Here is a 13,001-nt window from a genome sequence, read left to right as displayed (position 1 = left end):
TCCCCTTTATAAATAGTCTAATTTATTGGAGGGAAAGACTCCACTTTTATTAGGGGGCCGTGAGGAAATTGCTGCAAATACGCAGGAATTTCAAGCGAATCCTGAGGATTCTCGTGATTAACTTAGAAAAAACTGCATTTTTGCAGGCATTTCGATATTTAGCGCCATATCGGATCAAAAAAATGCATATTTGCAGTTTTTTCTTTTTTCGGTCGGCAAGACGGACAATGCATATGGTTTAATCAGTTTAGCTACTGCTTTTGCTTCTGCTGCTACCGTGCATTGCTCCAGCAACCAAACCAGAATTCTGTTCGATTCCCCGGTTCGCCGTTTTACGTCAAACAGTATTTGCTCTTTATCGGCCTCACGGCAGCTTCGCCAACAGTTATTATGGCAGTTTGGTCGTTTGGTCGTTTGGTCGTTTGCCCGTTTGGCAGCATAGCGTTTTTACGCTGTGTTTTTACCAAGCATAAGCCTGCGGCGCAGCGCCGCCAGGTCCTGGGAAGATCTCATCGAGACGCTTCAACACAGCTTCATCAAGCTCGATCTCGCAGACGCGAAGTGCGCCTTCCAATTGCTCCAGTGTCCGCGGGCCGATAATCGGGGCGGTCATGGCAGGATGGGCCAGCGTCCAGGCCAGCGCCACATTGGCTTCGGTCTCGCCAAGCTCACGGCATAACGTTGCAAATTCGTCGAGTTGCTTCGCATATTGCTCATAGCGTGTGTTCTTCTCCGTTCTAGAACCAGGGACCTTCTTCGAGGCATTCCCGCCAAGCAGTCCGCCCTCTAGCGGGCTCCAGGCAACAACGCCGATGCCTAGCTCTTCCGCCGCTGGAAGCACCTCCAGCTCCGGCAAGCGGCAAAGAAGATTGTATTTATGCTGCTCCGACACAAGGCCGAGCATGTGATGATTCTTCGCTTCATATTGCGCCTTAACCAAGTCGCGGCCTGCAAAATTGCTAGAACCGATATAGCCGATCTTACCCTGCAGTTGATGAATATGGAATGCTTCCCACAGCTCATCCCAGGATACGCCCCGGTCTACGTGGTGCATTTGATAAAGCTCAATATGATCCGTCTGCAGACGACGCAGCGAGCCTTCCAAATGGCGGCGAATTTTGTAAGCGGACAAGCCGACTTCCCCGTTAGGGCCGTCGAGCGGATCGCTCATATTCCCGTACACCTTCGTCGCCAGTACGACCTTCTCGCGGCGGTTGCCGCCCTGTGCGAACCATTTCCCAATAATCTCTTCAGTTCGTCCAGAGTTCTCGCCCCAGCCATAAATATTAGCGGTATCAAAAAAGTTGATCCCCGCATCCAGAGCTGCATCCATGATACGGAAAGATTCCTTCTCATCCGTCGATACGCCAAAATTCATCGTACCCAGACATAACTTGCTTACCTTCAAGCCGGAACGTCCTAGCGTAGTATACTTCATTGAACACATCTCCTTAATCAAAATAGTAAAATCTGACCTGGCACTCTAGTATCCTATCAATACTTACTATCATTACTTAATATTACTACTTCCTATTTTTATTCTCTACCAAGGCCAGCTATTCCCTTCTGCATCGATAAACTCCAGCCTTTGCTCAGCCTCTACTGATGATGGATCCATGAACCGCTCGGATCAGCTTTAGAATTCCGCCTCGCCGACTGAGCCGGCGTCAGATCCGCTGCCGCATAAAGTGCACCGCAGCCTTCACGGCTCTTATCACTGCCTACATCCAGATCAACGAGAATAAGCCGCTCTCCATAAGCTGTAGCTCAGCTCGGAAAGCGACTTCTCCCGCTTGTTATATCTGCCAGCAATCACGCTGGGTTAACGCGGTTCGGACACTACGCCTTTTTTTAGAATAATATTGGCATAAAGCGCAGCTTCACCAGTTGATACGATTGCATAAGCCCGTTTGGCCCGCTCATAGAAAGCAAATCGCTCTATCTCTTCAAAAGTCTCTGGTCTCGGATCATGCTTCGCAACGATACTCTTGTAACGTGCCCAAACCGGAGTCTCTACAGGATCTCCAGGAGTTACAGCCATGAGGATTGCAGGATGATCCACATAGGTATCTAGCGGGAAAAGCGGCAGGATCGCCTCCAGCAGCTCTGGTATGCTGTGCCCGTCGCAGCGGACGAGCCGCTGGGCGTGACTCGCCGCCGGGAAGTTCGCGTCAGCGAATACGATCTCATCAGAGTGACCCATTTCCATCAATATTTTGATTAGGTCGGGCGAAATCAAGCTTGAAATTCCTTTTAACATGGCATGACCTCCATCAGCTGCTGATATCGAGCATAAGCATTCTGCCATTCGCTCTGCTGTTCCGGTTCATATGTGCTTATTGGAAAAGAAGCCTTCACCAGTTCTACGCCCTCCTGCATATCAGCAAGATAGCCTCCAGCCTGCAGTTGCACTAGCATATTGCCGATTGCGCTAGCCTCGACCGGACCAGTCCAGACCGGACGGCCTATCGCTCCCGCCGTGAAATGGCACAGCAGCTCATTTTGGATGCCACCGCCAACCATATGCAGACCTGCAAACACCGTTCCGGTCAGCTGCTCAGCCTGTTCCAACACCATACGATACTTGAGCGCTAGACTTTCAAGGATACATCGCACGGTCTCGCCTATCGTACGTGGCTGCGGCTGCCCATTCTCGCGGCAATAAGCCGCTATTTCCTCCGGCATAGAATCCGGATTCATAAATCGCAGATCGTCAGGATCAATCAAGCTGCGGAATGCTTCCGTCGCCTCGGCCTGAGCGACAAGCTGCGGATAACTAAACGTCTCGCCCCGCTGTTCCCAGATTCGCTTACACTCCTGTAGAATCCACAGGCCCATAATATTTTTCAGCAGATGATAGCTTCCGCCTGCCCCACCCTCATTGGAAAAATCCAACTTCAAAACATCTGGATTTAATAGTGGTTCCTGCATCTGCGTTCCAAGCAGTGACCATGTCCCGCTCACTAAATAAGCAAAACTTGGCGAAGATGCAGGCACTGCAGCAGCTGCTGATTCGGTATCATGCGAGACTGCAGCAATGACCTTAAGTCGTGGTACGCCCAGCTCAGCACGGATCTCCTCAGTAAGCTGACCGATTTCCGTTCCCGGCTGAACCGGCTCCAGGAAGAGAGAATCGGACAAGCCAAGCCCCTGCATCAACGGCTTATTCCAGGCCCGCTTCGCCGGATCATAGAGCTGAGTTGTCGTCGCCATTGTGAATTCACATGCTTTGCGCCCCGTTAGAAAATAGTTCAGCAGATCCGGCGTCAGCAACAGCGTCTCAGCCGCATCCAGCTTCGGAGAGTTCGCCTTCTTCATCGCATAGAGCTGATACATTGTATTAAATGGCATAAATTGCAGACCACTCTCGGCGAACAATCGCTCTGCGCCAAGCTTCGCCGACAGCTCTTCGACCAATCCTTCAGTCTGGCGATCGCGATAATGATACGGAATGCCGAGCAGTTCTCCATTTGCATCGATTAGTCCGAAATCTACACCCCAAGTGTCAATCGCACAGCTCTCCGGCTTATAACCAAGCTGAAACGCTTTGCTGATGCCCGTCTTGATCTCCTGAAGCAATCCAAGCGTGTTCCAATGCAGATGTTCGCCAATGCGGACTGGTACGTTGGGGAATCTGTGAATTTCGGTAATCTTTAATTGCCTGGACCCGCCCGGTGCAATTTCCTCCATCTCACCAATCAAGGCTCTCCCGCTGCCAGCTCCGAGATCAAACGCCAGAACGGTTGGTATGTTAGTCATTGTGGCACCGCCTGTTCATTTCATTTTTTGCAACAGCTGAATCCGGTAGTCCTCGCTCTCGAGCGCTGCGATGGCATCTACCTCTTCCTCCGTAAGCACGGACGGCGTACCTGCAGCCTTGGCGGCCAAATAAATTTTGGCGCTCTCTTCAACAACCTGAGTGCGATAGAAAGCTTCACGCAGATTTTTGCCTGTCGTCACCAGACCATGGTTGCCCAATAGAATCGAGCTAGCCTCGTTCACCTTGGCGGCCACCGCATCCGCAAGCAAGTCGGTCGTTGGAATGACGTACGGAATGTAGGCAGTACGCCCAACCAGTGCCGCCTGATCCGGGAACATAATCGGTAATTCCTCGGCAATCAATGTAAAAGCAATGCAATGTGACGGATGCGTATGCACCATCGCCTGCATATTTGGATTTTCGCGATATCCGTACAGATGCATCAGCACCTCGGAGGACGGACGATAACCGTTGTCGGTTATTTCTCCACTCGGAATATCCACTTCAACCCACTCTTCAGCCTTGATCTCCTCCAGAGCAAAGCCGCTTGGTGACAAGTACATTTTGTCTCCAGCACGAGCACTGATGTTACCGCCGGGGCCTACAACAAGGCCCTGATCGACAATTTTCTTCGCGTATTTGCATAGTTCGTTGCGTGTATCCATGTTTTGCATCGTATTTATTTCCCCTTTCATAGGTAAAACCATAAAGCCATCTACATTCTGTCAGAGTTATTTATACAGCGGTCCGAAGTTCTCGCAAGCCCGGAAATCCGCGCCTTCGCTCTGCTCTGTACCAAACATGCCCCATGCCCGCGGACGGAATAATTTCTCCTTAGACACGTTGTGCATACTTACTGGAATCCGTAGCATAGAGGCGAGCGTGATCAGATCTGCACCAATATGCCCATAGCTGATGACACCATGGTTAGCGCCCCAATGATCCATTACGTCATAGACGCTGGTAAAAGCGCCAGTTCCCGTCAGATTCGGTACGAACCATGTGGTTGGCCAAGTTGGATCCGTACGTTTGTCGAGCGTGTCATGTACATCCTGCGGCAAATCTACCGAATAGCCTTCGGCAATTTGCAATACCGGGCCAAGACCTTTAACAAGATTCAGACGACTCATTGTCATTGGCATCCCGCCACGGGTCAGATAGTCTGTCGAGAAGCCGCCACCACGGAAGTATTCAACCGAAGCCGGGCGCCACTGCGTTGCGTCTAATGTAGCTTGAACCTCATCATCGGTAATTTCCCAGAATGGCTTCATCGCTGGCTTACCGTCAATTTGCTGCTCACCGGTACCGTCCAAAGCTGCGGATCCCGAATTGATCAAATGAAGAATGCCATTAGCAGCGCGGCCTTCCAGCTTATAACCAGTAACGCGCTCCACAGAAGCAGGGCTCCAGTATGTTCTGACATCAGCGAAGATCTGCGCCGTATTTGTAAGCAGACTACCGAACAGCATGCCTACTCCGTTCAAGCTGTCATTTTCCGTAGCCACGGTAAATGGCGCTCTTCGTCCATTCCAGTCAAAAGAGGAGTTCAGCATTGTCTCCATAAAGTCGCCGTTCGGGAAGTGATCTGTCCACTGACGTTGACCCTGGAATCCAGACGCGATTGCATGGTGTCCATTCGCTTCCTCACCAAATCCTAGCTCAGCCAACCGTGGATTGCCGATCATTAGGTCGCGGGCGATCAGCGTCATTTTCACAACGGTCTCCCATTCCTGGTCCTTTCGCTCGCGGGAAGTCTGCAATTGTTCCGGGTTATTATCAGGACCCTCTGTACAGTTCTCCTTCACCCAAGCCAGCGCTAATTGATATTCCTCAGGATCATAAATTTCCTCATCGATCCTTCTCGTAAATTCACTCATATCGATATATTCGTTACGCATACCAAGATACTCTTGGAAGAAGCTGTCGTTCACGATCGAACCTGCGATCCCCATCGAGACGGAGCCCATCGATAAATACGCTTTGTCGCGCATCAATGCTACAGCAAGACCACTGCGGGCAAAACGAAGCAACTTCTCCTGCACGTCAGCAGGAATCTTGTCATCGCCTTCGTCCTGAACATCTTCCCCGTAAATACCGAACGCCGGGATTCCTTTTTGCGCATGTGCTGACAGCACAGCCGCCAAATATACCGCTCCAGGACGTCCCGTGCCATTGAAGCCCCATACTGCCTTCGGTATGCTGGCATCGGTATCCATCGTCTCCGTACCATAACACCAGCAAGGCGTTACAGTAATCGTCAAGCCGACCTCGGCTTGCTTGAATTTTTTCGCAGCTGCTGCCGCCTCAGCTACACCGCCGATACAAGTATCGGCAATTACGCACTCTACCGGATCACCATTCGGGTATCTCAGCTCTGTCACTAACAGCTTGGCAACCGCCTTCGCCAGATTCATCGTCTGCTCTTCAAGCGATTCCCGAACCCCTCTTCTTCTTCCGTCTATCGTAGGACGAATCCCGATCTTGGGAAAACCGTCTTTCCATCTATAATCATTTGCAGTCATGAAATAAATCCTCCTCTAACTGTGTTATGTCTTCATTCTAGTAGGAGGCTGGAAGGGCGATAACCCACTATGCTGTCTTTTGGCTGGAGGGGGTGGTCAATATAGTGTACCTGGGGGAGGGAGTCTAATGTATAACACCAGTTATAGGAAGATGATTTGGATAAACAGGCTTTTATGGAAGGAGATTGAGATGCTAAATAAATTCATGTCATCATTCATATCGGCCCTGCTCTTTTCATTAATACTCACATTTATCAGCGAACAGGGTAAAGATTCTGCTAGCGTTCTATATTACACAGCGACACATACATTTATGGCGGGCTTTGTTATTCTATTACTCATATATATCTGTATTGGTATCCCGGCTTCATATATCGTTGACTGGGCGATCTATCGAGACAGAAGACCACTTCTCTCGCTGCTACTATACTTCGTAATGGGATCTATCATTGGCATGGCCTTCTTAATCATTAATCCCTCAAATCACCCTGCTTCAGCGGCACAACTCATTCTTGTCTTCGGACTCGCCAGTGTAGTCTTCTATTTATGCCAGTTAGCTATCAAAAGGCTATCCAGAACACTACGCAAACAACGAAACTAAGCAGCCCGGGCGTTCTCAGTACTTAGCTTCTTTAATAAGATGTTCACATTATCGAATTCATTTCTATAAGTGCGTGTTCAAAAAGTACGGTTTTCAGCACCGAGAAAGTTGGATGAAGCTAGGGACTGAGGAGCGAAGCGTACGTGTTGGTACGTGAGCACCTGAGATGTTTCCGTAGGAAACATGACTTCGTAAGCATCCGCTTAGGCCCGGCTGAATTCAAGATTCGATGCCGAATAGCCACCTGATTCACTTCGTGATCAAAAGCGGACTTTTTGAACTACCTCTTTAAAGGGGGATTTACATTGAAGAAACCAATTCCCAGATCAAAGATGCGCTTAATCTTGGGAGCTTTTTATTTTCGCTGGAGAAGATATTTGAAATGGTATTTAGGACGGACCAAATATGCCGCAAAGACAGACCCCTCCATACTCCCCGCGAAGATTATCAGTCATCAAACACCGCTAATCCGGCAGCTAAAAAACGTTGACATGTGGATGCAGACGAATAAAATTACAAACCTGAAGCTAGCCTTGCAACGAGTAAACGGCATTGTAATCCAGCCTGGCGAGACATTCTCCTATTGGAAATTAATTGGCCGTCCTTCGCGCAGGAAGGGGTATGTTGAGGGAATGGTGCTTTTTTATGGTGGTTTTAAAGCAGGCGTTGGCGGTGGACTCTGTCAACTCTCTAATCTGATCTACTGGATTACGCTGCATACTCCGCTGGAGGTTACGGAGAGACACCGTCATAGCTACGACGTCTTCCCCGATTCGAACCGGAGTCAGCCTTTTGGCAGCGGGGCCACTTGTGCTTACAATTACCTTGACCTGCAAATTTACAATCCGACAGATCAGCCGTATCAGCTGAATGTCTATTTGACCGACGACCATTTGGTCGGAAGCTGGAATACCACCTCGGCAAGCAAACTTAGATACGAGATTTATGAAAAAGAACATAGCATGACGCAACAATCATGGGGCGGGTATGTCAGACATAACTTAATTTTCAGACGAGTGTTCAATGTGGAGGGCGAGCTGGTGGACGATCAATATGTGACAGAGAATCATGCATTGATGATGTATCCGCCTTTTTTGAAGCAGAAGAATGCTTAGATTATAGATGGCAGGCTGTTGCATTTACATTTGAGGCCCTAAGCTGGTTGAGCTAACCCTTTTTCAGATCGTACAGGATTATGGCATAATGAAGATAGATTGTTATCGGGAGGGAACCGTTGTGCCTAAAATTGAAATAACCCATCAAAAAAGCGATACCTTCCGCTTCAAAAGAGTCCCGGAGCTGCTCTTCGCCGGCAAGGTTGAGGATGAGAGCTTCTTCTATGCGCCACCGCAGATTCATGATTTTTGCGAGATCATATATATCGTGGAAGGGACCGGAGAGTTCTCGATTGGTGGAAAAGACTACGTTCTTCAGCAAGGAGATGTAGCCATCTATAACCCTGGCGTTCCTCATGAGGAGCGTTCTTCGAGCGAGGTGCCTTTCAAGGTATTCTATTGTGGTCTGGATAACCTGCATATTGAAGGGGTTCCTTACGGGATGCTGCTCCCTCCTTACGTAGACCCGGTCATTTCCTGTGAGAGGTACGCCTATCGGGTAGAGAGCTATCTGTCCGAGATGCTGCAGGAATGCGACTCACAGGTTCTAGGCTATGAGACACTCAGCAATAACTTGTTAATGTCGCTAATTACGTTGATCTATCGCATTGTCGATGTGAAGCATCAATTCCAGGAGCTGAAGGGCAAGAACGAAATATCCCTGCGGACAAAGGAATTTATCGATAAGAACTACACCCAGAGCATTACGCTCAAGGATATCGCCGACACGCTCTATGTCAGCCAGCACTACCTGTCCCACCGCTTCAAAAAAGACCTCGGCGACTCTCCGGTTAATTATCTAATTAACCGGAGGATCGAGGGGGCCAAGCATCTGCTGGCGGACAGCGACATTCCGGTTCACGAAATCGCCGCTAGAGTCGGCTACAGCAATGACAAGTATTTCTCCATGCTGTTTAAGAAGGTTACCGGCCAGACGCCATCGGCGTTTCGGGAAGGAGAGCGGGGACGTTAAGGAAACTCGGTAGCATCTGTAACGGAACTCAGATACCCATAGAGGCACTCATTTCCGTTAAAAATTCAAAAGCTCGATATTCCTACGAAAAAGGGCTTATATTTCCGTTAGAGCTGGGTGACCGAGCTGGTGGATGACCGAGCTAGGCAACCCAGCTAAGCGACCGAGTTAGGTAACCGACGATTCCCCTCCGCCACCTTAGACAAACAACAGGCTGCTTTCTTGCAGGATCTACCTGCAGGAAAAACAGCCTGTTCTATTTGTAAACTTAACTGTTGGCAATCTTCACGTTCAATATACTTAATAATTTGTCGCTTACTTATGCGGCTTTACCCGAGTGTGTAGCCGTCTGCTTGCGCCGAAAGAACGGCTTGCCCTTCGACCAATTGATGAACGGCTGCTCTATGACATAATAAGAGATCGTCGCCGCCGCATACGAGATTGCGACGACGGATACACTGATGCCTAACCATCGCCACACGTCCACGATCCCGAAATAGCGATAATCCTTTATGCCGTACATTTCGATTAACGTTATGAACAAATAGTGCCAAATATATAAGCCGAACGAAATTTTCGCGGTAAATCGAAAAAAGCGATTTTCAAGCAACCGCCCTAACATCAGGCTGAACGGTGCCGATAACAGCACGATTCCGAACAAAACGGCATAAACCGGGAAGTAGTACGGCTGGTGCTGGAAGCTGAAGTCAAATTCGCCTAGGTGGCGCATACGCCAGAGCAGCAAGCCAGCAAGCACCAAAGCGGCCCCCCCGACAGCGTCGAACAGCCCAAACTTGCGCAACTGCTCGATTGCGGTGCCGCGCTGCATGATCGCTATTGTTATACCCGCCGCCAGTATGCCGATGGTGAAGTGGCCGAAGAATCCGATTGGATTGTAATTCGGCATCCAGTATTTTGCACCGCCGAGCTGACCAAATTCCCAACCTCGGCCATCTTCGCTTGGCGTAAACCACTGATGTATGAGCGAGTTGGCGACAAGCACCAATCCAAACGCGACGATCCAGAACAAGATCGCCTTTCCGAACGAACGCCGCTTGCTGAGCATAAACAATAAAGCCATAAACAAAGGCATAAGCAAGTAGCAAAACACCTCGAAGCTGATCGACCAAAATGGCCCATTCAAGTCGGACGGAAAGAACGTTGTATAGTGGAAGCCTGACGTAAACGTGAAACCCGTTATGATGCGCCGCCACAAGAACTCCGTATGAATGTCCAGCCTCCATACAAGCAACAGACAAACCAAGAACGAAACATAGAAGCCGGGCATAATTCTTGCAGCACGACGCACTGCATACGTTCGGATACTCGGATACGCCTCATTTTCCAAATAAGCGCTCCAAAAGGGGATCGACAACAAAAATCCGCTTAACACGAAAAATAAGCTGACCCCGCTGTTCCCAAGTAAGAAAACCGACTGCACTTCTTGAAGCCATTGCTTTTGTGCGGGCATCGCTAGACGTTGCGCCAAATGATGTAGGATGACGGACAGGCAAGCGATCGCACGAATGCCATTCGCTCCTGTTAATTGGGTATTGCCTAACCGAATCTTTGACATCAGCTCAATTTCCTCTTTTCCGAATTGACTTCCCGAACGGATGATCGCCTGCAGAGACAAAGAAATGACCGTCGAACTGAACAGGATAACCGTAGCCTAGAACACCGCATTCGTATGCCCACTCCCATTCCCAATGGCTGTACATCGATTTCAGGTACTCCTATCTTTCAATAAATTATGGGAAAATCCTCCAATGATTTGATTATTCGGCAAAAAAAAATACCACGATCCGAAATTCGCCAAGATGCTGAGCACCTTAGGAGTTGGTGTGGATAAATCCGCTAATATAATAACGCCGATAATCGCGTTGTCTATCTTATCCTCATTCCTGTTACTCTTACCAATCAGAGCGGTTGCCATCGAAATCCCATCGGTGACACGAAAAACTTGCCCTTATTTAGGGTACGGTTCCCCGCGCTGCCTGTAACGGTAAGTTTTGAGCAGAAAACAACCGCGTAAAAGAGCGAACACTTCATGAGTGTTTGCTCCTTTTACGCGGTTGTTTATTGCAGTTCTTCGGAAAATCACACGACATGAGTTCTATCCGTGCTGGGAATCAAACAAGACATGGCGCACAGTGTGCTTCTTAGAGCTTCATTTACATTCGATAATACCCAGCGGATTAGGCGTGTCCATCTACGCAGCACACGCCACAGACCAGGCGGGGTCTTCAGGGTATAGTGCGGTGCGGAGATAGGACCAGACAAGTGCTCGAAGCGCAGCCACGCGCTCGGGGTTTTCGTCGGTCGTTTCCTTTGCATCGTACGCGGCCACCCAACCAAGTCCGTGCTCCGCTCCGAACAGCGTCAGCAGGCATTTGGGGCCGGGGCTCTGGAAGTACGCATCAGCGCGCCAATCCTTGCGATCGGAGAACGCGGAGTTCCAGTCCTTCTCACCCACGATGACGAGGGCTGGCGTTGTCATTGTGGCGAAGCTAGTTGTTCCCAAGACCGGATAGTGCTCCGTTGCGGGCGGCAATCGGGAACGGGTATGAGGTCGTTATTGCCAATTCACGAGGGCCGGAGACGTTGAAGAATCTCATTAACGAGCTCGGCACCTCGGCGCGCGCCGCGACTGCGGCCGGCGCTGCCGAGGCTGGCGACTTCGTCGTCGTGGCCGTCCCTCTCAAGCTGGTCAACGATATGCCTGTGGAACAGCTGGCTGGCAAGATCGTGCTCGACACGAACAACTACATGCCTTGGCGCGATGGGCATTTTCCTATGATCGATTCCGGGGAGATGACGGTTCATGAGCTCCGCCAAATGCAGCTTCCTGCCTCGAAGGTAGCGAAGGCTTTCACCCACATTCAAGCCCCCCGCCTCTTCATTTCGGCCAGACCGGCCGGTGATCCCGACCGCCATGCGTTGTCAGTTTCGAGCAACTTTCCAGAGGCTGTGGAACTCGTGACGCGGCTGTATGACCAGTTCGGGTTCGATACTGTCGACAACAGTCCGCTAAGTGAGTCATGGCGCAGCGGTCCCGGCCAGCCAGCCTGGGTTGCGCATATGCATCAGACCCGTGCGGAGCTGATCACCAATCTTGCTATGGCGCGACGGAACATTCGGGCTTGAATCTGTTCCTGAAGCTCCCCATCTAATCTGCTCGTTAGATTAATGGATAAAGGATAACAGCCCCTTAGAACTTATACATCGTTCTGAGGGGCTGATAATTGTGTTACATCATATTTGATAATGTGTATTAATAAAACCTGTTAAATCGCTATTTTCGTTCAATCAAGCTACATCTCATAATTCACTACATAATTCTGCAGCGCTGTATTGTAGTAACCTACGCTATATTCGACGATTCTCCTTGATAAATCGCACGAGTAGCGCAACCGCTTCAAGGCCGATGACCCAGCTGTTAGCCCCAAGGCTTGCAGCACTGGCTCTGGCGGCACAGCGACTCCGAACTCATCGTGAAGCTTGTCGAGAGACAACTCCCGTTCCTCCAACAGCTCATATAAAGACTGAGTATTGAGATCCTCCAGACTGATCGGCCCGGCCTCCAAAGTCAAGTAATGCGTATAGAAGATATAAGGACTGCCGTCCAGATAATAGATCCGTTCAAGACATAGGCACTGCTCTCCGAACAGACGAAAGGATTCGCTGTCTGCAGCATTTTGGACAATTTCGGTACGGAGCCATTTTTTCTCGATACGATGCCCCTGCTCTACCAGAATCTCCGTAAAATGCTTCCACTTGGACAGCTTGGACGCGGCCCTGTTGCGGATTACCTTCGTTCCCCGTCCGCTGCCCTTCTCGACATAACCTTCTTGGGCCAGCTCCTGGATCGCATTTCGGACCGTAATTTTGCTGACGGCAAACTCCTGCTCCAGCTGCGGCTCAGAAGGGATATTCTCTCCCAAAGGATACACGCCGTGCAGAATCCGTTCCTTGATTATATTTTTAATTTGTAAATAGAGTGGTTTATCTTTACGGGACAAGCTCACTT

At 49.8% G+C, this 13,001-nt stretch carries 12 protein-coding genes; 3 read left to right on the top strand and 9 right to left on the bottom strand.

All coding sequences use genetic code 11. The annotated features are described in order from the left end of the window. Positions 1–460 precede the first annotated feature (460 nt). From ABD014_RS10520 to ABD014_RS10500, 5 genes are all read right to left on the bottom strand, one after another. Positions 461–1,438: an aldo/keto reductase gene (locus ABD014_RS10520; protein WP_343860654.1), complete on the bottom strand. Its 978-nt coding sequence runs from the start codon at positions 1,436–1,438 to the stop codon at positions 461–463. 384 nt (positions 1,439–1,822) lie between these two features. Further along, on the bottom strand, positions 1,823–2,260 hold the full coding sequence (gene fucU / locus ABD014_RS10515; protein ID WP_343860652.1) for an L-fucose mutarotase: 438 nt from the start codon (positions 2,258–2,260) through the stop codon (positions 1,823–1,825). Further along, positions 2,254–3,759, bottom strand: a complete 1,506-nt coding sequence (locus ABD014_RS10510) for a rhamnulokinase (RefSeq protein ID WP_343860650.1) — start codon at positions 3,757–3,759, stop codon at positions 2,254–2,256. Before ABD014_RS10510 ends, fucU begins: the two co-directional genes overlap by 7 nt. Positions 3,760–3,774: 15 nt before the next feature. Further along, positions 3,775–4,434 carry a class II aldolase/adducin family protein gene (locus ABD014_RS10505; protein WP_343860648.1) on the bottom strand — a complete coding sequence of 220 codons (660 nt, stop codon included), beginning with the start codon at positions 4,432–4,434 and terminating at the stop codon, positions 3,775–3,777. Positions 4,435–4,491: 57 nt separating this feature from the next. After that, the gene (locus ABD014_RS10500; RefSeq protein WP_343860646.1) at positions 4,492–6,282 is read right to left on the bottom strand and encodes an L-fucose isomerase; all 1,791 of its coding nucleotides are present in this window, start codon (positions 6,280–6,282) and stop codon (positions 4,492–4,494) included. Positions 6,283–7,215: 933 nt separating this feature from the next. Here ABD014_RS10500 and ABD014_RS10495 point away from each other — a divergent pair. Next, on the top strand, positions 7,216–7,998 hold the full coding sequence (locus tag ABD014_RS10495; protein WP_343860702.1) for a VanW family protein: 783 nt from the start codon (positions 7,216–7,218) through the stop codon (positions 7,996–7,998). A gap of 121 nt (positions 7,999–8,119) precedes the next feature. Then, the gene (locus ABD014_RS10490) at positions 8,120–8,971 is read left to right on the top strand and encodes an AraC family transcriptional regulator (protein ID WP_343860644.1); all 852 of its coding nucleotides are present in this window, start codon (positions 8,120–8,122) and stop codon (positions 8,969–8,971) included. Positions 8,972–9,290: 319 nt separating this feature from the next. Here the strand turns inward: ABD014_RS10490 and ABD014_RS10485 are convergent, their stop codons facing one another. From ABD014_RS10485 to ABD014_RS10475, 3 genes are all read right to left on the bottom strand, one after another. Continuing rightward, positions 9,291–10,547, bottom strand: a complete 1,257-nt coding sequence (locus ABD014_RS10485; RefSeq protein ID WP_343860641.1) for an acyltransferase family protein — start codon at positions 10,545–10,547, stop codon at positions 9,291–9,293. Between the two features lie 4 nt (positions 10,548–10,551). Continuing rightward, entirely contained in the window at positions 10,552–10,692 is a 141-nt protein-coding gene (locus tag ABD014_RS10480) for a hypothetical protein (RefSeq protein WP_343860639.1), read from the bottom strand. Positions 10,693–11,071: 379 nt separating this feature from the next. Continuing rightward, positions 11,072–11,308, bottom strand: coding sequence for a hypothetical protein (locus ABD014_RS10475; protein WP_343860637.1), 237 nt, complete (start codon positions 11,306–11,308; stop codon positions 11,072–11,074). Positions 11,309–11,485: 177 nt separating this feature from the next. On the opposite strand from ABD014_RS10475, the gene ABD014_RS10470 reads away from it, so the two are divergent. Further along, positions 11,486–12,118: an NADPH-dependent F420 reductase gene (locus tag ABD014_RS10470; protein WP_343860635.1), complete on the top strand. Its 633-nt coding sequence runs from the start codon at positions 11,486–11,488 to the stop codon at positions 12,116–12,118. Between the two features lie 167 nt (positions 12,119–12,285). Here the strand turns inward: ABD014_RS10470 and ABD014_RS10465 are convergent, their stop codons facing one another. Continuing rightward, the gene (locus tag ABD014_RS10465; RefSeq protein WP_343860632.1) at positions 12,286–12,999 is read right to left on the bottom strand and encodes a GntR family transcriptional regulator; all 714 of its coding nucleotides are present in this window, start codon (positions 12,997–12,999) and stop codon (positions 12,286–12,288) included. Positions 13,000–13,001: the final 2 nt, after the last annotated feature.

Origin of the sequence: Paenibacillus motobuensis (assembly GCF_039521865.1) — a bacterium.
Lineage (GTDB): Bacteria > Bacillota > Bacilli > Paenibacillales > Paenibacillaceae > Fontibacillus > Fontibacillus motobuensis.
Note: the sequence above shows the minus strand (reverse complement) of the source record. Positions and strands in the feature narration are given on the sequence as shown.

Excerpts from the sequence above, each read along its gene's own strand:
- ABD014_RS10520 (WP_343860654.1), bottom strand. The coding sequence starts at position 1,438 with ATGAAGTATACTACGCTAGGACGTTCCGGCTTGAAGGTAAGCAAGTTA.
- fucU (WP_343860652.1), bottom strand. The coding sequence starts at position 2,260 with ATGTTAAAAGGAATTTCAAGCTTGATTTCGCCCGACCTAATCAAAATA.
- ABD014_RS10510 (WP_343860650.1), bottom strand. The coding sequence starts at position 3,759 with ATGACTAACATACCAACCGTTCTGGCGTTTGATCTCGGAGCTGGCAGC.
- ABD014_RS10505 (WP_343860648.1), bottom strand. The coding sequence starts at position 4,434 with ATGCAAAACATGGATACACGCAACGAACTATGCAAATACGCGAAGAAA.
- ABD014_RS10500 (WP_343860646.1), bottom strand. The coding sequence starts at position 6,282 with ATGACTGCAAATGATTATAGATGGAAAGACGGTTTTCCCAAGATCGGG.
- ABD014_RS10495 (WP_343860702.1), top strand. The coding sequence starts at position 7,216 with ATGCGCTTAATCTTGGGAGCTTTTTATTTTCGCTGGAGAAGATATTTG.
- ABD014_RS10485 (WP_343860641.1), bottom strand. The coding sequence starts at position 10,547 with ATGTCAAAGATTCGGTTAGGCAATACCCAATTAACAGGAGCGAATGGC.
- ABD014_RS10480 (WP_343860639.1), bottom strand. The coding sequence starts at position 10,692 with ATGTACAGCCATTGGGAATGGGAGTGGGCATACGAATGCGGTGTTCTA.
- ABD014_RS10475 (WP_343860637.1), bottom strand. The coding sequence starts at position 11,308 with ATGCAAAGGAAACGACCGACGAAAACCCCGAGCGCGTGGCTGCGCTTC.